Source organism: Rhodanobacter ginsengiterrae (assembly GCF_050026815.1).
GTDB lineage: Bacteria > Pseudomonadota > Gammaproteobacteria > Xanthomonadales > Rhodanobacteraceae > Rhodanobacter > Rhodanobacter ginsengiterrae.
Genome location: NZ_JALBWO010000056.1, coordinates 277,360 through 303,942, shown reverse-complemented (window position 1 = coordinate 303,942; position 26,583 = coordinate 277,360). Strand labels below are relative to the sequence as shown.

Annotated in this window: 24 protein-coding genes; 7 read left to right on the top strand and 17 right to left on the bottom strand. The window is 63.5% G+C overall.

The features are described from left to right. Positions 1–55: 55 nt before the first annotated feature. The 5 genes from ACQGNJ_RS14250 to ACQGNJ_RS14230 form a co-directional block, all read right to left on the bottom strand. Positions 56–511, bottom strand: coding sequence for a hypothetical protein (locus tag ACQGNJ_RS14250; protein WP_426689904.1), 456 nt, complete (start codon positions 509–511; stop codon positions 56–58). Next, entirely contained in the window at positions 508–1,806 is a 1,299-nt protein-coding gene (locus ACQGNJ_RS14245) for a restriction endonuclease subunit S (RefSeq protein ID WP_426689903.1), read from the bottom strand. Before ACQGNJ_RS14245 ends, ACQGNJ_RS14250 begins: the two co-directional genes overlap by 4 nt. 85 nt (positions 1,807–1,891) lie before the next feature. After that, complete coding sequence (locus ACQGNJ_RS14240; protein WP_426689902.1) at positions 1,892–3,733, bottom strand: type I restriction-modification system subunit M; 1,842 nt, start codon at positions 3,731–3,733, stop codon at positions 1,892–1,894. A 153-nt stretch (positions 3,734–3,886) separates the two neighbouring features. Then, positions 3,887–4,510, bottom strand: a complete 624-nt coding sequence (locus tag ACQGNJ_RS14235; RefSeq protein ID WP_426689901.1) for an HD domain-containing protein — start codon at positions 4,508–4,510, stop codon at positions 3,887–3,889. 132 nt (positions 4,511–4,642) lie between these two features. Further along, on the bottom strand, positions 4,643–4,879 hold the full coding sequence (locus ACQGNJ_RS14230; protein WP_426689900.1) for a DeoR family transcriptional regulator: 237 nt from the start codon (positions 4,877–4,879) through the stop codon (positions 4,643–4,645). A gap of 58 nt (positions 4,880–4,937) precedes the next feature. Between ACQGNJ_RS14230 and ACQGNJ_RS14225 the strand changes: the two genes are divergently transcribed. Beyond that, complete coding sequence (locus tag ACQGNJ_RS14225; RefSeq protein WP_426689899.1) at positions 4,938–5,564, top strand: MarR family transcriptional regulator; 627 nt, start codon at positions 4,938–4,940, stop codon at positions 5,562–5,564. After that, positions 5,506–5,955 carry a DNA-binding protein gene (locus ACQGNJ_RS14220; RefSeq protein ID WP_426689898.1) on the top strand — a complete coding sequence of 150 codons (450 nt, stop codon included), beginning with the start codon at positions 5,506–5,508 and terminating at the stop codon, positions 5,953–5,955. The genes ACQGNJ_RS14225 and ACQGNJ_RS14220 overlap by 59 nt, the downstream gene beginning before the upstream one ends. A 173-nt stretch (positions 5,956–6,128) precedes the next feature. Here the strand turns inward: ACQGNJ_RS14220 and ACQGNJ_RS14215 are convergent, their stop codons facing one another. The 7 genes from ACQGNJ_RS14215 to ACQGNJ_RS14185 form a co-directional block, all read right to left on the bottom strand. After that, a complete protein-coding gene (locus tag ACQGNJ_RS14215) occupies positions 6,129–7,421 on the bottom strand; it encodes an adenylosuccinate synthase (RefSeq protein ID WP_426689897.1) in 1,293 nt (430 codons plus the stop codon). A 117-nt stretch (positions 7,422–7,538) separates the two neighbouring features. Continuing rightward, complete coding sequence (hflC, locus tag ACQGNJ_RS14210) at positions 7,539–8,411, bottom strand: protease modulator HflC (RefSeq protein ID WP_426689896.1); 873 nt, start codon at positions 8,409–8,411, stop codon at positions 7,539–7,541. Continuing rightward, the gene (hflK, locus tag ACQGNJ_RS14205) at positions 8,408–9,478 is read right to left on the bottom strand and encodes an FtsH protease activity modulator HflK (protein ID WP_426689895.1); all 1,071 of its coding nucleotides are present in this window, start codon (positions 9,476–9,478) and stop codon (positions 8,408–8,410) included. Before hflK ends, hflC begins: the two co-directional genes overlap by 4 nt. 181 nt (positions 9,479–9,659) lie before the next feature. Next, positions 9,660–10,961, bottom strand: coding sequence for a ribosome rescue GTPase HflX (hflX, locus tag ACQGNJ_RS14200; protein ID WP_426689894.1), 1,302 nt, complete (start codon positions 10,959–10,961; stop codon positions 9,660–9,662). A gap of 57 nt (positions 10,962–11,018) precedes the next feature. Next, a complete protein-coding gene (hfq, locus tag ACQGNJ_RS14195; RefSeq protein ID WP_426690064.1) occupies positions 11,019–11,303 on the bottom strand; it encodes an RNA chaperone Hfq in 285 nt (94 codons plus the stop codon). Between the two features lie 131 nt (positions 11,304–11,434). Further along, positions 11,435–12,403 (bottom strand): tRNA (adenosine(37)-N6)-dimethylallyltransferase MiaA, encoded by a 969-nt coding sequence (gene miaA / locus ACQGNJ_RS14190; RefSeq protein WP_426689893.1) that lies wholly within the window; start codon positions 12,401–12,403, stop codon positions 11,435–11,437. A gap of 352 nt (positions 12,404–12,755) precedes the next feature. After that, on the bottom strand, positions 12,756–14,918 hold the full coding sequence (locus ACQGNJ_RS14185) for a S46 family peptidase (protein WP_426689892.1): 2,163 nt from the start codon (positions 14,916–14,918) through the stop codon (positions 12,756–12,758). A 204-nt stretch (positions 14,919–15,122) separates the two neighbouring features. Between ACQGNJ_RS14185 and tdh the strand changes: the two genes are divergently transcribed. Together tdh and kbl are read left to right on the top strand one after the other, a co-directional pair. Continuing rightward, positions 15,123–16,157 (top strand): L-threonine 3-dehydrogenase, encoded by a 1,035-nt coding sequence (tdh, locus tag ACQGNJ_RS14180; protein ID WP_426689891.1) that lies wholly within the window; start codon positions 15,123–15,125, stop codon positions 16,155–16,157. Position 16,158: 1 nt separating this feature from the next. Continuing rightward, the gene (gene kbl / locus ACQGNJ_RS14175) at positions 16,159–17,358 is read left to right on the top strand and encodes a glycine C-acetyltransferase (RefSeq protein WP_426689890.1); all 1,200 of its coding nucleotides are present in this window, start codon (positions 16,159–16,161) and stop codon (positions 17,356–17,358) included. A 49-nt stretch (positions 17,359–17,407) separates the two neighbouring features. On the opposite strand, the gene ACQGNJ_RS14170 is transcribed toward kbl, so the two are convergent. The 3 genes from ACQGNJ_RS14170 to ACQGNJ_RS14160 all read right to left on the bottom strand — a co-directional run bounded on the left by ACQGNJ_RS14170 (position 17,408) and on the right by ACQGNJ_RS14160 (position 21,182). Continuing rightward, a complete protein-coding gene (locus ACQGNJ_RS14170; RefSeq protein ID WP_426689889.1) occupies positions 17,408–18,112 on the bottom strand; it encodes a pseudouridine synthase in 705 nt (234 codons plus the stop codon). Positions 18,113–18,298: 186 nt separating this feature from the next. After that, positions 18,299–19,417 (bottom strand): OmpA family protein, encoded by a 1,119-nt coding sequence (locus ACQGNJ_RS14165; protein ID WP_426689888.1) that lies wholly within the window; start codon positions 19,415–19,417, stop codon positions 18,299–18,301. A gap of 313 nt (positions 19,418–19,730) precedes the next feature. Next, positions 19,731–21,182, bottom strand: a complete 1,452-nt coding sequence (locus ACQGNJ_RS14160) for a bifunctional 2-methylcitrate dehydratase/aconitate hydratase (RefSeq protein WP_426689887.1) — start codon at positions 21,180–21,182, stop codon at positions 19,731–19,733. Between the two features lie 271 nt (positions 21,183–21,453). Here ACQGNJ_RS14160 and ACQGNJ_RS14155 point away from each other — a divergent pair, with 271 nt between their 5' ends. After that, entirely contained in the window at positions 21,454–22,143 is a 690-nt protein-coding gene (locus ACQGNJ_RS14155; protein WP_426689886.1) for a TerC family protein, read from the top strand. 96 nt (positions 22,144–22,239) lie between these two features. On the opposite strand, the gene prpC is transcribed toward ACQGNJ_RS14155, so the two are convergent. Next, complete coding sequence (gene prpC / locus ACQGNJ_RS14150) at positions 22,240–23,385, bottom strand: bifunctional 2-methylcitrate synthase/citrate synthase (protein ID WP_426689885.1); 1,146 nt, start codon at positions 23,383–23,385, stop codon at positions 22,240–22,242. A gap of 72 nt (positions 23,386–23,457) precedes the next feature. After that, complete coding sequence (gene prpB / locus ACQGNJ_RS14145) at positions 23,458–24,342, bottom strand: methylisocitrate lyase (protein ID WP_426689884.1); 885 nt, start codon at positions 24,340–24,342, stop codon at positions 23,458–23,460. Between the two features lie 162 nt (positions 24,343–24,504). On the opposite strand from prpB, the gene ACQGNJ_RS14140 reads away from it, so the two are divergent. Then, positions 24,505–25,818 (top strand): dicarboxylate/amino acid:cation symporter, encoded by a 1,314-nt coding sequence (locus tag ACQGNJ_RS14140; RefSeq protein WP_426689883.1) that lies wholly within the window; start codon positions 24,505–24,507, stop codon positions 25,816–25,818. A 172-nt stretch (positions 25,819–25,990) separates the two neighbouring features. Beyond that, positions 25,991–26,554 (top strand): alkyl hydroperoxide reductase subunit C, encoded by a 564-nt coding sequence (gene ahpC / locus ACQGNJ_RS14135; RefSeq protein WP_426689882.1) that lies wholly within the window; start codon positions 25,991–25,993, stop codon positions 26,552–26,554. Positions 26,555–26,583 lie beyond the last annotated feature (29 nt).

Below are 26,583 nucleotides of genomic sequence, written 5' to 3'. Positions count from 1 at the left end.
TACCCCCTGTCGAACATCGTGTTCTACGTACGCGGCTATTGTCTTGGATAGCCGCTCACCCCAGACCGGTCAGCTTGCTGAAAAAATTGACCAGCAGGCCCTGCCCCATTTCGAGTGCTTTGCGCCCTGCCGCATGCAGCCGGCCCGGTGGCTCACGCAACTGCGGCAGGTACACGTCGCAGCCAGTCTTGAAGTGGAAGTGGCGAGCCATGTACCACAACTCGCCGGCGATGGCTTCCTCGTCGTAGCCAGCGCCATGCAGCCTGACGTAACGCTCCAGGGCCACGCTGGCGAGCATGTCGCCGCGGGTTTCCTGCTCGCGGGCGGGATCGCCTTGCCAGCGCACGCGAACCCAACCCTGTTGATCGTCATCGTGTGAATCGTCGATGGGAGGAATCAGCGTGCCGTCGATCAGCGAACGGGCACACCGCAGGCCTTCGTGGCGCTCGTCGTCGTAAAGCGGCAGCAGGTTGGCGATGAAACCGACTACCGCTTCGCTCTTGCCGCTCATGCGACCTGCCTTACGTCGATCTTGCCGGTGACGGCGGCGGCGATCAGGGCGCTGCGACGTTCTTTGAGGAGCGCAATAGCGTGCTCCGCCTCCCCCGCCAACGAATCCAACTCACCGGTGCGTTTCACGATGTAAGCGACAATCTCTTTTTGCTCTGGCTCAGGCGGTACAGGCAATCGCATGGACGTCCACGCATCCATGCGTAGCGCCTTGGTCCCGTGGCCGGCCTCGTCCAGACGCTGCAGCGATTCGCCCGCTGTTCCACGCAGTAGCCATGCCAGGAACGAACCATTGAGGCCGACTTTTGGCAGTACGGCCTTAAGGTCCTGATTGATCGTCATCGGCACCAGTGTCTCAGTAACTGGAAATGTTCTCGCGAGAATCATCCCGCGAACTACCACGAGCACAACGCCAGCAGGTAACAGCGTTGATACACCTGACGCCAAGGCAACCGCAGTGATGTGCTCAGTGGTATCGCCCAGCGTGTCTGATTTGAGGTCTCTGGCCGACGCCCACGGCACTTCACCATTCCAGTAATCCAGATTCTCCTTGCTCGGCGTTCCACCGCTCTTGAGCGAAACGAGGTGCTTGAGCGGAATGACGTTCCAATGCGCCGGTGCTTCGCCGAGCCACGGCACGCCGGAGTCTTTCATCGGGGCGTTGGGGTTGAGGCCACGGGTGACGGCGTGGGAGATGGTGGCCTGGCGTTTTTCGGCCAGCAGGGTCAGCAGCTTTTCCTGCTCTGCGATCAGCGCATCGATCTTGCCGGTCTCGCGGACGAGGAAGGCGGCGATGGCGGATTGTTCGGGAAGCGGAGGAATAAAAGCGTTGAATTTCGCAAAGGTCGCGTTTGAGAGGTGCGTCTGACTTACCCCGTCGTCGTACCGAAGAAAATAAGGGTTCCTGTCCAAAAGATAAAACATGAATCTGGGAGAGTTTTCCCGTGGCGATAAAATGCATACCCGCTGATTGACGGCGTACGGAGACCCGTCTTCAACAAGAAATGCTTTGGCGAGTGCCCTTCCATTCGGAAGGTCACTCATCACCATCAAAATATCACCCTCTTTCGCAGGACTAAAATTTCGGGTGCAGTACTTGCGCGAAACGCCGCCAGTAGAAACGAATCTTGAGTTCACGCAAATGAAATCGCCAGAATCATCTACGAACGGCTCATGGGCCTTGCCTGATTCAAATCCGCACAGTTCCGATAGTCTGCCTAGACGCCAATGCGCCGGCACCTCACCCAACCACTCCATCCCACTGTCCTTGTATTCCGCATACCTTGGCAGGCTCATGGTGTGCACCATGGAAAACCAAGGCACTGGATTCCCGCTTTCGCGGAAATGACGGCCGGAGTGGCGGCGGCTTTTGCGGAGACATTCATTCCGCCAACTCCCCCAGCATTGCCACGACCCGCGCCGACACGCCCTTCAATTCCTCATCGATCTCGCGCAGATCGCGCGGCGGCTCGAACACGTAGAAGTGACGGTTGAACGGGATCTCGTAGCCGACCTTGCTCTTGGCCTCGTCGATCCAGGCGTCGGGCGCGTGCGGCAGCACTTCGCGCTTGAAGTAGGCCTTGATGTCCTCGCCCAGCGGCACGTTCTCGGTGTCGCGCAGTGAACTGTCGGGCTGCGGCTTGCCCTTGAGCTTGCCCTTCTGGCCCAGCACCAGCTTGCCCTGCTCGTCGCGCAGCGGGCGCTCGACGGTGATCGTGGTGTAGCCGAAGTCCTGGTTTTTGAAGATGCGCGATATCGGCGCGACCTTGACCTTGCCGCCGGCGGGCGGCTCGGGGGCGAATTCGGCGGCGGCGATCAACTGGCGGCTGACCTCCTTGCCGGCGGCGTCGAACACGGTGGCCAGGTCGGCTTCGGCGAAGTCGCCGAACAGGCGGGTGACGGTGGCGATGTGTTCGTCGTTCATTTCCTTGCGTTTGGAGCCGAGGCTCTTGCGCATCTTCTGCCAGAAGCTGCCGGCGTCGATCAGCTGCACGTAGCCCTTGCGGTCGGCGGGCTTCTTGTTGGAAATGATCCACACGTAGGTGGCGATGCCGGTGTTGTAGAACATGTCGGTGGGCAGGCCGATGATGGCTTCCACCAGGTCGTTCTCCAGCACGTAGCGGCGGATTTCGCTCTCGCCGCTGCCCGCGCCGCCGGTGAACAGCGGCGAGCCGTTGAGCACGATGCCGAAGCGGCTGCCGCCGTCGGTGGCCGGGCGCATCTTGGCCAGCAGGTGCATCAGGAACAGCATGGAGCCGTCGGACACGCGCGGCAGGCCGGGGCCGAAGCGGCCGTCGAAGCCCTTCTCCTCGTGCTCCTTGCGCACCGCTTTCTCGACCTTCTTCCACTCCACGCCGAACGGCGGATTGGACAGCATGTAGTCGAATTTCCGGCCGCCGTGACCGTCCTCGCTGAGCGTGTTGCCGGCGACGATGTTGGCCACGTCCTGGCCGCGGATCAGCATGTCGGCCTTGCAGATGGCGTAGGACTCGTCGTTCAACTCCTGCCCGTACAGGGTGAGCCGCGCGGCGGGGTTGTGCTGCAGCAGGTGCTCGGCGGCGACCGAAAGCATGCCGCCCGTCCCTGCCGTCGGATCGTAGATGGTGCGCACCACGGCGTTGCCCGGTGCGAGCACGTCGTCGTCCTCGATGAAGATCAGGTTGACCATCAGCCGGATCACTTCGCGCGGGGTGAAGTGCTCGCCGGCGGTTTCGTTGGAGAGCTCGGCGAACTTGCGGATCAGCTCCTCGAACACCAGGCCCATCTGCGCGTTGTCGACAGCGTCCGGGTGCAGGTTGATGTTGGCAAACTTCTCGGTAACCAGGTACAGCAGGTTGGCCTTGGCCAATCGCTCGACCTGCGCGTGGAAATCGAAGCGCTCGAAGATGTCGCGCACCGCGGACGAAAAGCTCTGCACGTAGGTGTAGAGGTTCTGGCGGATGTGATCCTGGTCGCCGAGCAGCGTGGGCAGATCGAGTTCCGACGTGTTGTAGAACTTGGCGTCGCCGACCAGACGCAGCAGAAATGGCTCGGGATTGATGCCCGCGTCGGTCTTTTTCTTGTATTCGGCCAGCACTTTGGCCTTGGTCGGTGCCAGCACGCCGTCGAGACGACGCAGCACGGTGAACGGCAGGATCACGCGGCCGTATTCGGACTGTTTGTAGTCACCGCGCAGCAGGTCGGCGACGGACCAGATGAGGGCGGAAAGCGAAGCTTGATTCATGCGAGTGTGAGAACCTGGAGATGGGTGTCGATCCATGGCGCAGCACGGACAGGCGTGGTGAAAGTGCGATCGCCTGCACGGAGCCTGCCGAGTATCGGCAATCCCGCAGCGCATGGCGAGCCTGCCGCGCTGCTGGCCGCAATACGGCGAGTACTACGCCAATGCCGTACGCGACTCGACACCCGCCAGCACGTGCATCATGTCTACTACGGCATCGAGGGTTCTGGTGACGGGCGAGGCGCGCTCGGAAAATATTTCGACCAGCGCCTGGTAGTAGCCGAGCGTGCCCTCGCGCCCGCCGGTAAAACGCTCGAACACGCGCGTGCCCACGTCGGGGTTGTCCAGGTCCTGCACGATGGCCCGGGCGTTGTGCAGCTTGTCGCAGGCGGAGACCAGCAAGGTCTGCTCGGATGCTGTCTTGAGATGCGCGAGGTAGGCGAGCTTGCGTTCGATCCAGTCGCGGCGTTTGGCGTCGGGGTCGGTGTGGCTGGCCTTGCCTTCGGCGGTGCCGTCGGTGCAGTCCTTGACGATGGCGGCGACGGCGTCGCCGAACTGTTCGCGGATCACCGCTTCGTGCGAGGCGCCGCAGTCTTCCAGTGTGTCGTGCAGCAGGCCGGCGATGGCCTGGTCTTCGCTGCCGCCGAACTCGATCACCAGGCTGGCCACGCCGAGCAGGTGGTAGATGTACGGGATGTCGGAGCCCTTGCGGAACTGCGCGGCGTGGGCGACGCGGGCGTAGTCGACGGCGCGGCTGAAGCGGTCGGTAAGTGCAGTCATGTTGTCCCCCGGTGGGTGTTTCACCGTGCCCATGATGTCCGTGGCACGTCGCAAGGGGCGAGATCATCGGTGTGCATAAGCAGCAGTCACCTTGCTCCGTCGATTGGAACCCGGTGGAAAAGACCAGATTGGTTAGCCGAGTTCCCAATGACCGCCTTTGGCCGGGCCGACGCGGCGCAGCAGGCCTTGTCCCTGCAGCTTCCACAGGTTCCGCTCGATCGTTCGCGAGCTGACGCCTGCCAGTTTGGCCAATTCAGGGATGGTGATGTTCGGATCACTGCGGACGACGGCCAGGATTTTCCCCGACACTTTGCCCGACATTTTCCCCGACACCTGATCAGGTGCTCGCATCGATGCAGCTTCAGCCATCTCACTGGCCCATAAAGATTGTTCCCAAATTAGCTACACATGAAGCATAATTTGCTACATGAAGCCCTTAGCCCACTACCTATTCGGACAAACCCGCTCGGCGGTATTGAGCGCCCTGCTGCTGCATCCGGAAGCTTCGCTGCACGTCCGCGAGCTTGCACGTCTCACCGGAACGCATGCCGGCTCGTTGCATCGCGAGCTGCGCGCGCTGGCGGAACTCGGCTTGCTTGTCCGACAGGAAATCGGCCGGCAAGTCCACTATCGCGCAAACACGGAGAGTCCCATCTTCGATGAATTGACGGGCCTGTTGCGCAAGACTGCTGGTGTAGCCGATATCTTGCGCGATGCACTGCTGCCGCTCGCCGATCAGATCCGTGGAGCGTTCGTCTATGGCTCGATGGCATCCGGCGATACCCACGCGCACAGCGATGTGGATGTGATGCTGGTCGGCACGCTCGGCTTCGCTGATGCGGTGCTGGCGCTTCAATCAGCGCAGGAAGCATTGCGTCGCGAAGTGAATCCGACGGTACTGAGTCCTGAGGAGTTTCAACAACGCCAGAAGCAACCGGATAGCTTTATCGCAAGGGTGTGGAAGGAACCGAAATTGTGGCTGATAGGAGAACCCGATGAGCTTGGACAACCTGGCCAAGACACACCAGATCAAACCGCACGCCACGCATCCTGATGAAGTACAGCGCTTGCTGGCCGCAGCCACCCGCAATCTTGCTGATGCGCGCGTCGAAGACATCAGCGATGAGACACGCTTCGATGCGGCTTACAAGGCCATCATGCAATGCGCCTTGGTCGGTCTGATGGCCAATGGCTATCGTCCATCCACCAGCATGCCGGGTCACCATCAGACGGTGATCCAGACGTTGTCACTGACGCTTGGCGTGCCGCGCGAAAGCTGGATCGTGATGGACGCGCTGCGCAAGAAGCGCAACGTCAATGATTATTCCGGCGACCTTATCGAACCGGAATCGGTGCGTGAATGCATTGCGCAGGCGGATGCGTTGTTCAAGCACGTTCGACAATGGTTGTCGGCGAATCGGCAGGATCTTCTGGTCAGTGTTTGATAAAAAGCCCCGCATTGCGGGGCTTTTTTTGGCGACAGCTAGAGCAGCAAGATCGAGGTGGGTGACCGGCTTCGGCGTTGAAGTGCGATGACCAGCTTCGCTGTTGAAAAACTTCTCCCGCTTTCGCGGGAATGACGGCTAGTGGGGATATGCCGTCTTCCTGCTACTGCCTATCAGGCGAACGGATCATCCAGCACGATCGTGTCATCGCGATCCGCACCGGTGGCGACCAGCGCCAGGCGGCAACCGGACAGCTCTTCCACCGCACGCAGATACGCACGCGCCGCGGGCGGCAATTTGTTCCAGTCGCGGATGCCGGCGGTGGATTCGCTCCAGCCGGGGAATTCCAGGTAGACCGGCTTGCACTCGTCCCAGCCGTCGGCGTCCAGCGGCGCCAGCTCGCGGCGCTTGCCACGGTATTCGTAGGCGATGCAGACCTTGATGGTTTCCAGGCCGTCGAGCACGTCGAGCTTGGTGATAGCCAGGCCGTTGATGCCGTTGATCTGGGTGGCGCGCTTGAGCGCGACCAGGTCGATCCAGCCGCAACGGCGCGGGCGGCCGGTGCTGGCGCCGAACTCATTGCCGACCTTGCGCAGGCGCTCGCCCATGGCGTCGTTCAGTTCGGTGGGGAACGGGCCGCTGCCGACGCGCGTTGCATAGGCCTTGCAGATGCCCAGCACGTAGTCGATGTCGCGCGCGCCCACGCCGGTGCCGGCCAGCGCGCCACCGATGGTGGTGTTGCTGGAGGTGACGTAGGGATAGGTGCCGTGGTCGATGTCCAGCAGCGCGCCCTGCGCGCCTTCGTACAGGATGTTGCCGCCTTCGGCGCGCACGTCGTGCAGGATGGTGGCGACGTCGTCGACCATCGGGCGGATGTATTCGCCCCAGGCCAGCGCATCTTTCAGCACGGTGTCGTAATCGACCGGCTCGACCTTCAGCCACTGGGTGAGGATGAAGTTGTGGTAGTCGACCGCGGTCTTGATCAGCGCCGGCAGTTCGTGCGGGTACATCAGGTCGGCCACGCGCACGCTGCGGCGGGCGACCTTGTCTTCGTACGCCGGGCCGATGCCGCGGCCGGTGGTGCCGATGGCCTTGCCGCCGGCGGCGATCTCGCGCGCCTTATCCACCGCGATGTGGTACGGCATGATCAGCGGCGTGGCCGGGCTGATCTTGAGGCGCGAGCGCACTTCGACGCCGTTGGCCTCCAGCTCGGCGATCTCGTTGATCAGCGCCTCGGGCGACAGCACCACACCGTTGCCGATCAGGCACAGCGCGTCGTCGCGCAGGATGCCGGAAGGGATCAGGTGCAGCACGGTCTTCTTGCCCTTGATCACCAGCGTGTGGCCGGCGTTGTGGCCGCCCTGGAAACGCGCCACGGCGCTGACGCGCTCGGTCAGCAGGTCGACGATCTTGCCCTTGCCTTCGTCGCCCCACTGGGCACCAAGAATGACTACTGACTTGCCCATGCTGCATTACTCCGGGATGTGCTCGTTTCGCTGGTCGTGCCCGTTGACGGGCGTCGTCAAGAATTCAGCGTCGTCCCGGCGCGGGCCGGAACGACGCTTCGGTGGGTTGGCGCCGGCTCAGCGCTTGCCGGACGCCGGGTTGCCGAAGTAGCGCAGGAACTCGTCGTCGGGCTTCATGATCATCACGCCCTTGCCGTCCTCGAAGGATTTTCGATACGCGGCGAGACTGCGATAGAAGGTGAAGAACTCCGGATCCTGGTTGTACGCCTGCGCATAGATGGCAGCAGCCTGCGCGTCGCCCTCGCCGCGGATCTTGGCCGCGTCGCGCTGGGCATCGGCACGCAGCACCTGGCCCTGGCGGTCGGCGTCAGCCTGGATCGTCTCGGCCGATTCCTGGCCGGTGAAGCGCAGTTCGTTGGCCAGTTGCAGGCGTTCGGCGCGCATGCGCTTGTACACGGACTCGCTGACTTCGTTGGGCAGGTCGATGCGCTTGATGCGCACGTCGACCACCGCAATGCCGAGGTTCTTGCGCGCGGAGGCGTCGGTCTGCGCGCGCACCCGTTCGGTGATGTCCTTGCGGCCACCGGAGATCAGGTCGGGCAAGGTGCGGGCGTTGAACTCGAAGCGCAGCGCGTCCTTGACGATCGGGGTCAGCCGCTGCGCCGCCTGCAACTGGTCGCCGCCGGTGGCGCGGTAGTAGGCGGCGTTGTCGGCCACGCGCCACTTCACGTAGAAGTCGACGTTGACGCTCTTCTTCTCGGAGGTGAAATAGCGTTCCGGCGCGGCGTCCAGCGACAGGATGCGCTTGTCGAAATTCATGACCTGCTGGATCACCGGCAGCTTGAAATGCAGGCCCGGCTGATAATCCGTGCGCACGATGCGGCCAAACTGCAGCAGCAAGGCGCTATGCCCCTCGCTGACCACGAACATGCTGTTGATGCCCAGCAGGACCAGCAGGACGGCGAGGACGATGGAGCCGATCCTGATCATGGCTGTGCTCCCTTGCTGTTCGCATCGCTGGGGGCTGGCGCCACGACGGCACCCACCGTGCCCGGCTCGGGCGAGGGCGGGGTCGAGCCGCCCTGCAGCGCCGGCAGGTTGATGATGTTGCGGCCACCGGAGCCGTCGATCACCTTCGGATTCTTGGCCATCACCTGTTCCATCGTTTCCAGCCACAACCGTTTGCGGGTGACTTCAGGGGCGGCCTTGTACTGGGTCAGCAGCAGGTCGAAGCGTGCGGTGTCGCCCTGCGCGCGGGCAATGCGCTCGGCCTTGTAGCCGGAGGCTTCGGCAGCGATGCGCGCCGCTTCGCCGCGGGCCACCGGCACCACCTTGCTGGCGTACGCCAGGGCGCCGTTCTCGATGCTCTGCTTGTCTTCGCGGGCGTTGTTGACGTCGTCGAAGGCATCCTTCACCTCGTTTGGCGGCGCCACATTCTGGAAACTGACTTCGGTGACGCGCAAGCCGGAGTCGTAGGTGTCCAGGGTTTGCTGCAACGCCTGCTGCGCCTGCGCGACCAGGCTGGCGCCGGCGGCGGACAGGATCTGGTCCATGTCGCTGCTACCGATCACCGAGCGCACGGCGGCCTCGGCCGCGGCGCCAATGGTGCCGTCAGGATCGTTCAGCGAGAACAGGTATTTGCGCGAATCGTCCACCTGGTACTGCACGGTGAAGTCGATCGTGATGATGTTCTCGTCCTTGGTCAGCATGGCCACCTTGTCGGTGACCGAACGGATGCGCGTGGCCTCAACCTTGTTGACCGATTCGATCGGCTGCGGCAGCTTCAGGTGGAAGCCTGGCGCCAGCGTGCGCGAATACTGGCCGAAGCGCAGCACCACGCCTTGCTGGCGTGCGCCGATGATGGTGTAGCTGCTGAACAGCAGGCCGATGACCAGCAAGACCAGCACGCCGGTGAGGATGTTGCCGGGACCCTGGCCCATCTTGCCGACACGGTTCCTGGCCTTGTTCAGCAGATCTTCCACGGGCGATTTGCCGCCTTGGCGATTCCTGTTCCAGGGATCTTTTTGCCCGTTGTTGCCGGGTTCATTCCATGCCACGAGTCAGTCTCCTTTGGGGACGTTCGGAGGCCGGCAACCACGGCCGGAACACGCGTTGCACCGGGTTACGCAAGAGATTCAGCCGAAGCTGTCGAAGTCCTGCACGAGCCGCCTCTCGCGACCGCACAAACACTTCGCATTCTATCAGAGCAAGAACACCGCCGCGCACGTGGCGCGAGCGTCATTCCGCCACGGCCAGCAGTTCCTGCAGCAGTTTCGCCTCGGTCGGATCGCCGCCGCTGAGCGGCGCAATCACGCTGCGCGGTGCGTCGATGCGCAGCTGCCAGCCGTGCTCGTCGATCGATTCGCCGCTGATCGCGCCGGCGGCCTTGAGTCGGGCATGCAGGCGCCCGGCCGACAGCGGCAGGTGCAGTGCCGACTGCACCCGCTCGCCACCGAGCAGTTCGCCCAGTGCCTGGCGCAGCAGGTCGAGGCCGTCCCCGCTGGCCGCCGACACCCAGACCCGCACCGGCTTGCCGGTGGCGTCGCGCTCGATCCGCGGCGGCGCCCCGGCCAGGTCGATCTTGTTCATCACGTGAAGCTGCGGCACGTCGCCGGCCTCGATCTCCTCCAGCACGCTGTCGACGACCTGGTGCAGGCGCTCGCGTTCCTCGTCCGCCGCATCGCTGACGTGCAGCAGCAGGTCGGCGTCGCGCGCCTCGGCGAGGGTGGCGCGGAACGCGGCGACCAGATCATGCGGCAGCTCGCGGATGAAGCCGACCGTGTCGGCGATCACCGCCGGGCCGCAGCTGAGATCCTCCAGCTTGCGCACGGTGGGATCGAGCGTGGCGAACAGCAGGTTGGCGGCGTAGACATCGCCGGTGGTCAGCGCATTGAACAGGGTCGACTTGCCGGCGTTGGTGTAGCCGACCAGGGCCACTCGCGGCACCGTGTTGCGCAGCCGGGCGCGACGTTGCTGGCCACGCTGGACCTGCACCTTTTCCAGGCGCTTGGTGAGCTGCTTGACCCGCTCGCCGAGCAGGCGGCGGTCGGTTTCCAGCTGGGTTTCACCGGGACCGCGATTGCCGATCGCGCCGCCGCGCTGCGCGTCCAGATGGGTCCATCCACGCACCAGCCGGGTGGCCAGGTGCTTGAGCTGGGCCAGCTCCACTTCCAGCTTGCCTTCGTGCGACCGGGCACGCTGGGCGAAAATGTCGAGGATCAGACCAGCGCGGTCGACCACGCGCACACCCAGATGCTTTTCGAGGTTGCGTTCCTGCACCGGCGTGAGCAGATGGTCGACCAGCACCACGTCGGCTTCCAGCGCACGCGCCGCCTCGGCGACTTCGTTGGCCTTGCCGCTGCCGATGTAATAGCGCGGATTGGGATCCTCGACGCGGGCGTTGACGACACCCAGCACTTCGGCGCCGGCGGATTTCACCAGTTCGGCGAATTCCTCGGCCCGGCGTGCCGCATCGCCCTCGCCGCGCGAATGGGGCAGGACCAGCAGGGCGCGGTCACCTTTCTTTTGACGGTCAAACACGAGTAGGCATGATCCTTCAGGAGCAAACCTCATTCATGCGGGCTGACCGCCGCCGTATCAAGCGTCGGCGTCAGTGTTTGTCGATGCATCCGCCGCGTGGTCCGGACCGTCGTGACCATCGTGACCGTTGCCGATTTTCACATTGCGACTGGGAACCACGGTGGAAATGGCGTGCTTGTAGACCATCTGGCTGACCTGATTGCGCAGCAGCACCACAAACTGGTCGAACGATTCCACCGTCCCCTGCAGCTTGATGCCATTGACCAGATAGATGGCCACCGGCACGCGTTCGCGCCGCAATGCATTCAAAAATGGATCCTGCAACGATTGCCCCTTGGACATTTCTTGTTCTCCCCTTGCCTCGAACAGACCGGAAAAAAACGCCAGTGGCGCTCCGGCCCAACATGACTGGATGTTAACTGCTTTCAAATGCTTGATGAAAGAAGATTTTTGCGTCGCGCAAGTGCAGGCGATCACATTCGCGACGGCGCCCGCTCCGCGCCCGCGACAAACAGCTGCACCGCGTCCGCGACGCGGGCTGCCAGGCCGGCCCGATCCGGTTCGAACAAGCGGGCGCCATGGTCACTGCGCAGCCAGGTGATCTGGCGCTTGGCCAACTGGCGGGTGGCGAAGATGGCCCGGTCGCGGAATGCCGCCGCACTGGCCCGGCCATCCAGGTGCTCCCACGCCTGCCGGTAGCCGACTGCACGGATCGCCGGCAGCTCGGGATCGAGATCGCCGCGCGCCCGCAGCGAGCGCACTTCGTCGAGAAAGCCCGTTGCCAGCATGACGTCGAAGCGCTGCGCGATGCGTTCGTGCAGAAGTTGCCGGTCGGTCGGCAGCAGCGCCAGCTTGAGTACCCGCCAGGGAAAGCGTGCCGTGACGCCACGCTGCTGCAACTCGGTCAGCGGGCGACCGGTCAGCTCGAATACTTCGAGCGCCCGCTGCAGGCGTTGGGTGTCGTTGCTGTCGATGCGGCTGGCGGCGACCGGATCAATCTGCGCCAGTCGCGCATGCATCGCCGGCCAGCCCGACTGCCGGGCCTGCTCACCCAGCCGGGCGCGCATGGCCGGATCGGCTTCGGGCAAGTCGGACAGTCCCTGCTGCAAGGCGCGGAAGTACAACCCGGTACCACCGACCAGCAAGGGCACCCTGCCCCGCATGCTGATTTGCTCCATCACCGGAATCGCATCGGCGCGAAAATCAGCCGCCGAGTATGGCTGCGCCGGATCGCGGATATCGACCAGCGCGTGGGGATATCGCGCCAGCGTGGCCGGATCGGGCTTGGCCGTGCCGATGTCCATGCCACGATAGACCAGGGCCGAGTCGACGCTGACCAGATCCAGCGGGAAATGCTCGCTCAACGCGCACGCCAACGCCGTCTTGCCGGAGGCGGTGGGACCCATCAGAAAGATGGCGAGGGGACGGTGATCGACAGGCATGCGCGCATTGTAAGTGGCACGGCCGACCGATACAGGTTGTTTCACGACTGCTACAGCGGGCGCATGAAGCTGCCGCTGGCAAAGCAGCCCGCGGAGCCCATATTCCGCAGCCCACCCGCGCTCCAGCGGTCTGGCATGCGTGCTGCATGACCGGATGCACCACGAGGGGAGACAGGCCATGCATTCGCCGATCTGGCACAAGGACCATGCAGAGTTCTGGTATGTCGTCTGCATCGTGATCAGCGTGGTCTTCGCGCTGATCTATCGCTAGCTGCGCGAGTGGATGTTCTGAACGACAGAAACGGAAGGGCTCGCGTCGGTGACGCGGGCCCCGGTTAGGCCAGCGCGCCGTCTACTTCGCTGGCACGCCCATTTCCTTGAGCAGGTTGTCGGCGTGGTCGAGGTGATGCATCACCCACAGCATGTAGCGCACGTCGACCTGGATCGACCGATTCAACGCGGGGTTGAACAACCAGTCGCCACTGACTGATTCCCAGTTGCCGTCGAACGCGAGGCCGACCAGCTGGCCGTTGGCGTCCATCGCCGGTGAGCCGGAGTTGCCGCCGGTGATGTCCAGGTCAGCCAGGAAATTGACCGGCAGCGTGCCCAGCTTCGGCGAAGCATAGCTGTCGAATGCCTTGGCCTTGATCGCGGCAATCTCGGCCTTCGGTGCATTGAACGGTTCCGCCCCGGTGTTCTTCTGGACGATGCCCTGCGCGGTAGTGAACGGCGCGTAGCTCACACCATCGCGCGGTGCCACGCCCTGCACATTGCCGAAGGTGACCCGCAGCGAGCCGTTTGCATCCGGATAGACCGGCAGCTTCTGCGAATCCTTCCAGGCGATCATCGCCTGCATATAGCGCGGGCGCAGCTTGCTCATCTCGCCGTCGCGGGCATCGGCGGTGTCTTCAATCGCCTTCAGCTCGGGTTGCAGCGCGCGGGCCAGCTTGATCATGCTGTCGTTGCTGGCGTTGATCGCCTTGCTGTCGGCAGCGAACCACTTCATGCGTTCGTCGACATTGGCCAGCTGGCTGCCCGCATACAGCGTGGCGACCTTGGCGGTCAGCTGCGCCTCGGTTCTGGCGCCATCCAGCCATGCGTCAAGCGCAGGCAGGCGCTGCGCCGGCGGCAAGGTCACGTAGCGCTGCAGGCCGTAGACCATGAGCTGCTGGTCGACCTTCGGATCGAAGCGACGATCCAGTTGCTTCAGGCCGCCCTCGATGCGCACCCAGTCGCGCTTCTGGTAACCGGCATCGCGCTCGAGATCGGCCTTCGGCCGCTCCTTCGCCAGATGGGTCAGGCGCACCGCGGTGCCGAGCATCGACGCGCGGGTCACCAGCCCGATCGCCAGATCACGATCGCGAGTGGCCTGGTTGGCGGCGATCTGCTGACGCAGCTTGCCGATGTCCGCCGCCAGCGCGGCATTTTCCACACCGCCCTGCTGCTTCAGCCAGGCTTCCAGCTTGGCTTCCTGCGCACGCTTCACCTCGACCGCGTCGGCACGATGCAGGCCCTCAAGCTGGCCGCCGAAGTTCTTCAGATAGTTGTTGAGGCCGGCGACCATGCTGGCGTATTTCACCGCGACCTCGGGGTCGGACTTGCCGGCGGTGTTGATGATGTTCAACGTGGCTTCGTAGATCTTGATCTGGGTCGGATAAGTCCAGTCGATGGAGCTCTGCACTTCCTCGGCAAGACGATAGCGGTTGGTACGGCCGGGATAGCCGACGACCATCACATAGTCGCCCTGCTCCACCCCCAGCGGATTCACCTTGAGCACGTGCCTGGGCCGGTAAGGCACGTTTTCCTTCGAGTACGCCGCCGATGTGCCGTCCTTCGAGACGTAAGCACGCAGGTAGCCGAAGTCGCCGGTGTGGCGGGGCCACATCCAGTTGTCGACGTCGCCGCCGAACTTGCCGATGGAATCGGGCGGCGCATAGACCAGGCGCACGTCCTTGATTTCCAGCTGCTTGATCAGCTGGTAGCTGTAGCCGCCATGGAAGGTGTAGACGTCGCAACGGTAGCCTTCGCTCTCGCACGCCTTGACCTGTTCCTTGATCGCCAGCTCGATCGCCTTGTAGCGCTCGGCGCCGCTCATCGCGTCGTTGATCCCGGCGTTGATCTGCGGAGTAACGTCACGGATTTCCTCGGTAACGAAGACGCGCGCGGACGGACCTGCAGAAAGTTCATCCGCGTGGGTCCTGGCCAGGAAGCCCTTCTTGATGAGGTTGTTTTCCGGCGTGGAGTTCAGCTGCAGCGCGCCGTAGACGCAGTGATGATTGCTCACCACCAGGCCTTCGGGTGAGACGAACGACGCGGTGCAGCCGCCCAGGCTGACGATCGCGCCCATCGGATAGGCGGTGAGATCGGTCAGCGTCTTCGGATCCAGCTTCAGGCCGTGCTGCTGCAAGGTAGCGGCGATGCCAGGCAACTGGGCAGGCTGCCACATGCCTTCGACGGCATGGGCAGACGAGATGAGGCCGACGGATATGGCGGCAGCAAGCAATGGACGGCGCAAGGGGATCTCCTGGTGAAATCGCAATAACTTACGATTTATGCCTGAGCCGGACATATTCGGCATATGCCGCAAGTCATGGGCAGACAGGTCACGCCGGCCGAGCCGAGCGTGGCGCACCGCGAGAATCACGGCTGCAGAACCGCTGCGGCACTCTATAATCGGGATTTACCCCGCCCGCGCTGCGGGCCCACCGATGGATTCCCCATGTCGCAGACGATGAAAGCCCTGGTCAAGCGCAAGCCCGAACAGGGCATCTGGATGGAAGAGGTGCCGATGCCGCAGGTCGGCCCGAACGAGGTGCTGATCAAGATCGAGAAGACCGCGATCTGCGGTACCGACCTGCACATCTACAAGTGGGACGAGTGGAGTCAGCGCACGATCAAGCCGGGCCTCACCATCGGCCACGAATTCGTTGGTCGCATTGTCGAGATCGGCCCGGGCGTGACCGGCTACAAGATCGGTGATCGCGTCTCGGCCGAAGGCCACATCGTCTGCGGCCATTGCCGCAACTGCCGCGGCGGTCGCCAGCATTTGTGCCCGAACACCATCGGCATCGGCGTGAACCGCAATGGCGCGTTCGCCGAATACATGAGCATGCCAGCCTCGAACCTGTGGCCAATCCCCGACCAGATCCCGTCCGAACTGGCCGCGTTCTTCGACCCCTACGGCAACGCCGCGCACTGCGCGCTGGAATTCAACGTGATCGGCGAGGACGTGCTGATCACCGGCGCCGGTCCGATCGGCATCATTGCTGCCGGCATCTGCAAACACATCGGCGCGCGCAACGTGGTGGTTACCGACGTCAACGACTATCGCCTGAAGCTGGCCGCCGACATGGGCGCGACCCGCGTGGTCAACGTCACCAACCAGTCGCTCAAGGATGTGATGAAGGACCTGCACATGGAGGGCTTCGACGTGGGACTGGAGATGAGCGGCAACCCGCGTGCGTTCGGCGACATGCTCGATTGCATGTACCACGGCGGCAAGGTCGCCATGCTCGGCATCATGCCGCGCGGCGCCGGCATCGACTGGGACAAGGTGATCTTCAAGGGTCTCACCTTGCAGGGCATCTACGGCCGCAAGATGTACGAGACCTGGTACAAGATGACCCAGATGGTGCTGACCGGCTTCCCGCTGCAGAAGGTGCTGACCCACCAGATCCACATAGACGATTTCCAGAAGGGTTTCGACCTGATGGATGCCGGCACCTGCGGCAAAGTCGTCTGCTCCTGGAATTGACATGACCTATACCGCCAAAGACCGCTACGCCACCGAGCTGGCATCCATCCGCGAGCAGGGCCTGTTCAAGGCCGAGCGCATCATCACCTCGCCGCAATCCGCCGAGATCGAGCTGGAGGGCGGCCGCAAGGTATTGAATTTCTGCGCCAACAATTACCTGGGGCTGGCCGACCATCCCGAGGTGATCCAGGCCGCCAAGGATGCGTTGGACACGCACGGCTTCGGCATGGCCAGCGTGCGTTTCATCTGCGGCACGCAGGACCTGCACAAGCAGCTGGAAGCGAAGATCGCCGCGTTCTTCGGCACCGAGGACACCATCCTCTACGCCGCCTGCTTCGATGCCAACGGCGGGCTGTTCGAGCCGCTGCTGGGTGAAGAAGACGCCGTGATTTCCGACGCACTGAACCATGCTTCGATCATCGACGGAATCCGCCTGTGCAAGGCCAAGCGTTTTCGTTACGCCAACAGTGACATGGCCGACCTGGAGACACAGCTGCAGGCCGCCGACGCCGCCGGCGCGCGCACCAAGCTGATCACCAGCGATGGCGCGTTCTCGATGGACGGCTTCATCGCCAAGCTCGATGAAATCACCGCATTGGCAGCGAAGTACAACGCGATGGTGCATATCGACGAATGCCATTGCACCGGCTTCCTCGGCGATACCGGCCGCGGCGCGGCCGAGGTCAACGGCGTGATGGACAAGATCGACATCTTCACCGGCACCCTGGGCAAGGCACTGGGCGGCGCCCTGGGCGGCTTTACCACCGGCCGCAAGGAAGTGATCGAGCTGCTGCGCCAGCGTTCCCGCCCTTACCTGTTCTCCAACTCCTTGCCGCCACACGTGGTCGCCGCCGCAATCAAGGTGTTCGACATGCTGGCCAGTGCCGGTGACCTGCGCGAGCAGCTCAAGCAGAACACCCGCTACTTCCGCGAACAGATGACCGCCGCCGGCTTCGACATCAAGCCGGGCGTGCATCCGATCGTGCCGGTGATGATCTATGACGCGCCGAAGGCGCAGGCGATGGCCACCGCCCTGCTGGACGAAGGCATCTATGTCACCGGCTTCTTTTTTCCGGTGGTGCCGCAGGGACAGGCGCGCATCCGCACGCAGATGAGCGCCGCGCATACTCGCGAGCATCTTGACCGGGCGATTGCCGCGTTCACCAAGGTGGGCAGGAAGCTGGGCGTGATTGCGGGCTGATTGATCTTGTGCCAGATAGCGGCCGGGAGCATCGCCGGCCAGCGAGCCGTCACGACCGCGTGGTGAGGGACCGCACTTCGGTCTGGTCGAGCCGGCGCCATTGACCTTTCGCCAGCTCACCCAGCACGAGTGGACCGATCGCTACCCGGATCAGCCTCAATACATCGAAACCCAAGGCAGCCAGCAACCGGCGGATATGCCGGTTGCGCCCTTCGTCCAGCACCACTTCCAGCCAGGCATTCTTCTCGCCGACGCGCAGAAGCGTGGCCTTGCGCGCCTTCAGCCGCTCACCGCCATCCTCAACTCCCGTCAGCATCGCCGCAAGCACCGCCGCATCTGGCTGGCCGGCCACCTGCACATGGTAGGTCTTGTCCAGGTGCGTTGCCGGGTCGGTGATGCCGGCTGCCCAACTGGTGTCGTTGCTCAGCAGCAACAGCCCTTCGCTGGCCTTGTCCAGGCGACCGACCGGACCCAGCCACGGCAGGCCGGCTGCCGCCAGCGCGGTGTACACCGTCGCCCGACCATGTTCGTCGGCGGCACTGACCACGATGCCGCGCGGCTTGTTGAAGGCGACGTAGACGCTTTCGCTCCGCCTCACCGGTTGGCCATCGATGGCGAGGCCGTGCTGGTCGATCGAGGTCGGCTGATACGGATCGCGAACCACTCGCCCATCCACGCTGACCCGGCCGGCGCGGACCCACTGTTCAGCCTGGCTGCGCGAACAGGCACCCAGTTTGGACAGTACACGGGCCAAGCCATGCCGCGGCGATTGTGCGGACGCAGCGGGAGATGCGCGACGGGAGGAAAGGGAACGGAGCATCGCGCTAGCGTATAGGCCTGCGCCATCGTGCTACAACCCGGGAGGGTACATCGGCATCCGACAGGCAAGAAAAAACCCGGCCGAAGCCGGGTTTTTCATTACTGCGTTACCGCGGTTCGATTACTGCTGAACCTGCAGCTCCGTACGACGGTTCTGTGCACGACCCGCGTCGGTGGCATTGTCGCCGATCGGGTTGGCTTCACCGTGACCGATCGGGCCTTCCAGACGGCTGGCATCGATGCCATGGCTGGTCAGGTAGTTGTAGACGATCGACGCACGACGCTCGGACAGGCTCTGGTTGTACTCGTCGGTGCCCTTCGAGTCGGTGTAACCGGCAACCGTCACCTTCACCTGCGGATAGCGCTGCAGGGTATCGACAGCCTGGTTCAGCACGGCGATCGAATCGGCGCTCGGCTCGGCCAGCGACTTGGAGATGTCCGTCTCACCCTTCTTCGGGCGGTCGAACTTGAAGTTCACGCCACGCAGGTCGATCACGACCTTCTGAGCGCAACCGTCAGGACCGACGATCGTGCCGGCGGCGGTGGCCGGGCACTTGTCCTCGCAATCGTTCACGCCATCGCTGTCGCTGTCCTTCGTCGAGCAGTCAGCCGGCGGCGGAGTGGTGGCGACCGCAGCAGCCGGAGCGGCGGCCGGGGCACCAAAGCGCGAAACGATGCTGAAGCCGAGGAACCAGTCACCATAGCCATCCATGGTCGGCTGGCTCTTGTTGTCCCAGTCGTAACGGTAGCCGGCTTCGACGCGGAAGTCGGAGCTGTCGTCGATGGTCTTGGACAAGCCACCGCCCAGCTCGGCCGCCGGGGACCAGCCATTGCCATGGATGCCGTGGTGATTGCTGCCCATCACGCCGGCCAGCAGGTACGGACGCCAAGCGTTCCAGTCACCCGCGTAGAAGCGGACCGCGGCGCCCACGTTGTTGTTGGACCAAGTGCCGCCACCATCAGCGTCGCGGCTGGTGCGATCGACGAACAGGTCGAGCGAGGTATTCGACGAGATGAAACGACCCACGCCCAGACCGTAGTAGATCTGACGGCTGTTCGTGTTGCGATCGGTATCGTTGTAGTAACCGCCGATGGTGGGGGCGATGTACCAGCGACCGTCATAGGACGGAGCGGTCATCGAGGGAGCAGCGTCGGCCGGAGCAGCGGTGTCCTGCGCATGAACGGCACCTACGCCGCCCAGGGCCAGCGCGATCAGAAAATACAAGCCCGTACGTTTCATCAGGTGTCTCCTCAATTATTAGAATTTCGCGTCCGTTCAACCCTGACCGGAAATTGCGAATCAAAGCTGAACCACGTCACTCAGAGCTCTTAGAAGCCCCTGCTTGGCGTTTATGCGACAAGCGGCGAGATTGTAGCAAAAGTGTTAAGCCGTGATCGAATTAACACTATTTCAAACAACTTCCGGTGAGGCTTCATTCAGGAAGGTCGTTATTTGAACGGCAATGGTACTGGTTGAACATTTAGCGCGACAGGGACGAATAGGCACCCATCGCGGCGTCCGACCCGCTGTTAATTTTCCACTCACGCCGTCTTTACAACGTGAAGAGGCCCAGGAAGTGGTGCAGGGGCATGGCATCCAGCTGCGCCGGATCGCTGGTTGCGGCCATGATCGCCTTGACCTTGTGCGCCGGCAGATGGCCCTGCATGGCCGCCTCGAACTTCTGCAACAGGACGGGAATACCCTCGACGCGCCGCTTGCGATGGCCGATCGGGTAGTCGATCGAGACCTTTTCCGTGCTGCTGCCGTCCTTGAAGAACACCTGGACCGAGTTGCCGATGTAGCGCTTGGCCGGATCGAAGTAGTCGCGGGTGAACTGGGGGTTCTCGACCACGCTCATCGTGTCCCGCAACGCGTCGATACGCGGGTCAGCCGCGATGTCGTCGTTGTAGTCGCTGGCCACCAGCCGGCCGAAGATCAGCGGCACCGCCACCATGTACTGGATGCAGTGGTCGCGATCGGCATAGTTCGCCAACGGCCCGGTCTTGTCGATGATGCGGCAACCCGCCTCCTGGGTCTCGATGGCGATTCGCTCGATCTGGTCGATCCTGTCCACCACCTGCGCGTGCAGTTGCATGGCGCATTCCACTGCGGTCTGCGCGTGGAATTCGGCCGGATAGCTGATCTTGAACAGCACGTTTTCCATTACGTAGCTGCCGAGTGGACGCTCGAACTCGAACGGCTTGCCACCAAAGGCCACGTCGTAGAAGCCCCAGGTCTTCGCCGACAGCGCCGACGGATAGCCCACTACGCCGCGGTAAACGGCATTGATCGCGTGAGTCACCGCGCGACGGCAGGCGTCACCGGCGGCCCAGCTCTTGCGTGGCCCGGTGTTCGGCGCGTGCCGATAGGTACGCAAGGACCCGTTGTCGATCCAACTGTGCGACACGGCGGTGGTGATCTGCTCCTTGCCGCCGCCAAGCATGGCGGTGGCCACGGCGGTCGACGCCAGCCGCACCAGAATCACGTGGTCCTGGCCAACCCGGTTGAAACTGTTCAGCAGCGCGTAGCAGCCCTGGATCTCATGGGCCTTGATCGCGTAGCCGAGCACGTCGCGCACGGTCAGTGGCTGGCCGCCTTCGCGTTCGGCCTTGCGGCTCAAGTAGTCACCCACGGCGAGGATGCTGCCAAGGTTGTCCGACGGGTGGCCCCATTCGGCCGCCAGCCAGGTGTCGTTGAAGTCGAGCCAGCGCACCTGCGTGCCGATGGCAAACGCCGCCTGCACCGGGTCCAGCTCATGGCTGGTACCCGGCACGCGCGCGCCACCCGGCAGGTTCGCACCGGGCACCAGCGGCCCCAGATGCTTGACGCATTCAGGAAACTTCATCGCCAGCATCGCGGTGCCGAGCGAGTCCAGCAGCATGTAGCGCGCCGTATCGTAGGCCTCCTTCGAGTCGACCTGGTAGTCGACCACGTAATCGGCGATGTCGACCAGCGGCTGGTCGGGATCGGGACGGACGGCGGAACGGATATCGTGCGCACTCATGATGGATCTCGCGGCAGGGAAAACCGCCATTTTAGCCGACTGGCGAGCTGAGCGTTGCTTGACCGCGATCAGGCATCCCCCCGACAATCGGCACTCACCCAGAAGGGAGTAGTTCCCGCGGCAGGCTCGCCTGCCCGGTGCGACGATCGTCAACACGAGCGAGGCTTCGCTCCGGTCGTCCAGCAGTCCTCCTGCGAACGAGACTTTTGCGGTGATCACGGGCCGCGCGCGTCCGTGGTCACTGCATTGTCCGACGCGCAAGGAAAACCCGATGGATTTCACCGCTCCCGATTTTCTCTCCGGCCTGCTGGCCATCATCCTGCTCGATCTGGTGCTGGCCGGCGACAACGCCATCGTCATTGCGATGGCAGCCAGCCGACTGCCGAAACATCTGCAGAAGAAAGCCATTTTCTGGGGCACCTTTGGTGCCATCGCGATCCGTTTCGCACTGACGGCGGTGGTGGTCTACCTGCTGAAAATGCCCGGACTGATGCTGGCCGGCGGTGTGCTGCTGCTGCCGATCGCCTGGAAACTGTTGAACCATGGCGACGATCACGGCCCCGACATCAAGGCCGGCAATACATTCTGGGGCGCGCTGCGCACGATCATCGCCGCCGACGCGTTGATGGGACTGGACAACGTTCTGGCGATCGCCGGCGCCTCAAAGGGCCACCTGCTGCTGGTCATTCTCGGGCTGCTGATCAGCGTGCCGCTGGTGGTCTGGGGCTCGACGCTTATCCTGAAGCTGATCGACCGCTATCCGGTCATCATGTACATCGGCGCCGCGGCGATCGCGATCACCGCAGGCCGCATGATTACCCACGACCGTCTGCTGAGCGACTGGTTCGACGCCCATGCGTGGGCAAAATATGGCCTGGATGCGCTGGCCGTGATCAGCATCTGCGGGGGCGGCTGGTTCCTGCACAAGCGCAGGGAGCGCATCAAATCGAACCTGGCGTAGGCGCCTGGCAAGCGACTTGCCACGCGCAGCGTGCAACGGCGATTGCAACGCGGCAGGTGGCGAATCCGGGGCTTCCCGGATTCGCCACCTGCCGGCTCAGCGCTTGTCGATCGGCACGTAGGTCTGGTCTTCCGGCCCGGTGTAGTTGGCGCTGGGGCGGATGATCTTGCCGTCTTCGCGCTGCTCGATCACATGTGCACTCCAGCCTGAGGTACGCGCAATCACGAACAGCGGCGTGAACATGGCCGTGGGCACGCCCATCATGTGATAGGCGCTGGCAGAGAACCAGTCGAGGTTGGGGAACATCTTCTTGACCTCGGCCATCACCTTCTCGATCCGCTCGGAGACGTCGAACAGCGTCGGATTGCCGCCGTCGGTGCACAGCTTGCGCGACACCTCCTTGATGATCTCGTTGCGCGGATCGGACACGGTGTAAACCGGGTGGCCGAAACCGATGATGATCTCCTTGCGCTCGACACGGGCACGGATGTCCGCCTCGGCATCGTCGGCGTTGCGATAGCGCGCGATGATCTCCATCGCCACCTCGTTGGCGCCGCCGTGCTTCGGCCCGCGCAGCGCACCGATCGCGCCGGTGATCGCCGAATAGATGTCCGAGCCGGTGCCCGCGATGACGCGCGCAGCGAAGGTCGAGGCATTGAATTCGTGCTCCGCGTAGAGCACCAGCGACTTGTCCAGCGCCTGCGCATGCAGGTCGCTCGGCTTCCTGCCATGCAGCAGGTGCAGGAAGTGCGCGGCGATCGAGTCGTCCCCGGTCTCGGTCTCGATGCGCTTGCCGTTGTGGCTGAAGTGGTACCAGTACAACAGCATCGAGCCAAAGCTCGCCATCAGCCGGTCGGCGATGTCGCGCGCCCCGGTGACATTGTGGTCGTCCTTCTCCGGCAACACCGTGCCGAGGATTGAACAGCCGGTACGCAACACGTCCATCGGATGGGTGGCGGCCGGCAGCAGCTCCATTGAGGCCTTGACCGGTGCCGGCAGGCCGCGCAGCCGCTTCAGCTTGGCCTTGTAGTTCTGCAACTCGGTCCAGGTCGGCAGCACGCCGTGCACCAGCAGGTAGGCAACTTCCTCGAAGCAGCCCTTGGCGGCCAGGTCGTGGATATCGTAGCCGCGGTAATGCAGGTCATTGCCGCTGCGGCCGACCGTGCACAGCGCGGTATTGCCCGCGGCCACGCCGGACAGGGCGACGGATTTCTTGGCCTTGGGAAGGGCTTGCTCGCTCATCGGGTTCTCCAGGGTGCAGGTTTGTTCTTTTCGGCGGAACCCGCCTACGGGTTCCGCACGCTAGGTGTACGGTCAGCTTTGCTTCGAAAACAGCGCGTCGAGCTTGTGCTCGTAGGCGTGATAGCCGAGGAAGTCGTACAACTCCTCGCGCGTCTGCAGGGTGTCGATGACGTTCTTCTGGGTGCCTTCGCGGCGCACGGTCTCGTAGAAATTGAGCGCGGCCTTGTTCATCGCGCGATAGGCACCACAGCAGTACAGCGCGATGTCCACACCGGCCTCGCGCAATTCGTCGGTGGTGAAGAACGGGGTGGAGCCAAACTCGGTGAGGTTGGCCAGGATCGGCACCTTCACTGCACCCTTGAATTTGCGGTAATCCGCCAGCGTCTTCATTGCCTCGGGGAAGATCATGTCAGCGCCGGCCTCGACATAGGCCACCGCGCGCTCGATCGCCGAATCGATGCCCTCCACCGCAGCCGCGTCGGTGCGCGCCATGATCACGAAGCCCGGATCGGTACGTGCATCGACCGCCGCCTTGACCCGATCGACCATCTCTTCCTTCGACACCACTTCCTTGCCCGGGCGATGCCCGCAGCGCTTCTGGCCGACCTGGTCTTCCATGTGCACCGCGGCCACGCCGACGCGCTCGAACGAACGGATCGTGCGCGCGATGTTGAATGCTCCGCCCCAGCCGGTATCTATGTCGACCAGCAGGGGCAAGCTGGTGGCATCGACGATGCGACGCGCGTCGGTGAGCACGTCTTCCATGGTGCTGATGCCCAGGTCCGGCACGCCCAGCGAGTTGGCGGCCACGCCGCCCCCGGACAGATACAGCGCCTTGTAGCCAACCCGCCGGGCCATCAGACCGGCGTAGGCAGTGATCGCGCCCATCACCTGCAGTGGCTGTTCGGCGGCAACTGCCGTACGGAAACGTGTACCTGGGGATGCGGGCTGAGTCATGTCGCCTCCGTCAAAACGCACATTTTAGCCCACCGGAAGGTCTTGCCGGGATTGGACCTTCCGGCAGTCCTGGCGCCTGCCCGAATGTGCATGGGTGCCAGGCCGGCCATGGATCGCAATTTCTTGCGTGACGAATCTGCCGCGGCCCCGTACATTCAGCGCATGGGCACATCGACTCCTCTTGCGAAACGCATTCTCCGGGGCCTGGTGATCGGCGTGATCGCAGCCGTCATCACCCTGGGCATCGGCCAACTGCACCCGCCCGCACTGGCCTTGATGCAGAAGATCTCCGCGGCGGCGTTCGACCCGTTCGGACAGATCTTTCTGCGCATGCTGTTTTTCGTGGTGATCCCGCTGGTGTTCACCTCGCTGGCCTCCGGCGTGGCTCAACTCGGTCGGCTGGACCGGCTCGGCCCGCTGGCAGGGCGCACCTTCATGTTGTTTGCCGCGAACATGCTGATTGCCGTTGCCATCGGTCTGGTGATGATGAATACGGTGCAGCCAGGCCATCATCTCAGCGAGCAGGCGCGCAGCCAGTTGATGCAGGAGTACGGCAACACTGCGCAGCAGTCGATCGACACCAAGGCCGCGCAACCCGCGATGAGCTTCGGCACCCTGGTCGAGATGTTCATGCCGCGCAACCTGCTCGGCGCGGTGGCCGGCCCCAGCCGCAATGCACTGGGCGACGTGCTGCCACTGATCCTGTTCGCGATCCTGGTTGGCGCCGCCGCCACCCAGCTGCGCGAAAAGGAACGCAAGCGGGTGCAGATGGCGCTGGACACGATCACCGACCTGATGACGAAGATCGTCGGTTTCGCGCTGCAACTGGCCCCGTATGCCGTGCCGGCGATGATCTACAGCGTGATCGTCAAGGTCGGCGTGGACGTGCTGCTGGCGTTGTCGGTGTTCGTGGTCGGCTGCACCGTGGCGCTGGCACTGCACCTGTTCGGCACCATGTCGCTGTGGCTGCGCTTTCTGGCCAAACGCTCACCCTTGCCTTACTTCCGGCAGATCCGGCCGCTGCTGATCACCGCCTTTTCGACCAGTTCCAGCAGCGCCTGCCTGCCCGCGTCCCTCGCGGTGGCCCGCGATGATCTGAAGCTCGCCCCCAGCACGGCCGGCTTCGTGTTGCCGTTGGGCGCCACGATGAACATGAGTGGCACGGCACTGTTCGAAGGTTGTGTGGTGCTGTTCGTGGCACAGGCGTTCGGGGTGGAACTGAGCCTGAGCCAGCAGGCGATCCTGATGCTGCTGTCCGTGCTGAGTGCGGTGGCGGTGGCCGGCATTCCGGGTGGTTCGCTGCCGATGATCGCCGGCCTGCTCGCCACCTTCGGCATTCCACCCGAAGGCATCGGCATCATCATCGGCGTCGACCGCATCCTCGACATGATGCGCACCACGGTGAACGTGGGCAGCGATGTCGTCACGGCCACCGTGGTGGACCACCAGCTGCGTGGACGACTGGCCGCGCCGTGAGTACCCTCGATGCGGCCGCAGAACAGGCTTGAGGCAAGCCTGTCCGGCCGCAGATCCGGGCCAGGCAAACGATAGTCCAGGCCAATCGGTGCCATGTTGATAATCAATTAGATTTATCGCCTCATGGCCCGTAGCATCATCCCCACTGTTCAACCACCACGGGAAAACCAAGATGTCCCTGATCAATACCGAAGTGAAACCGTTCAAGGCCGATGCGCTCAAGGCCGGCAAGTTCGTCCAGGTGTCGGATGCCGACCTGAAGGGCAAGTGGTCGGTGGTGTTCTTCTACCCGGCCGACTTCACCTTTGTCTGCCCGACCGAGCTGGAAGACCTGGCCGACAACTACGCCGAATTCCAGAAGCTCGGCGTCGAGATCTACTCGGTGTCGACCGACACGCATTTCGCCCACAAGGCCTGGCACGACACTTCCGATGCGGTGAAGAAGATCAACTACACCATGGTCGGCGATCCGACCGGCACGATCTGCCGCAACTTCGGCGTGATGATCGAGGAAGTGGGCCTGGCCGATCGCGGCACCTTCGTGATCGACCCGGCCGGCAAGATCCAGATCGTCGAGATCAATGCCGGCGGCATCGGCCGCGACGCCAGCGAACTGCTGCGCAAGGTGAAGGCCGCGCAGTACGTCGCCAGCCACCCGAACGAGGTCTGCCCGGCCAAGTGGAAGGAAGGCGACAAGACCCTCGCGCCTTCGCTGGACCTGGTCGGCAAGATCTGATTCATCGCTGCATCGGAACCGGGCGCTGC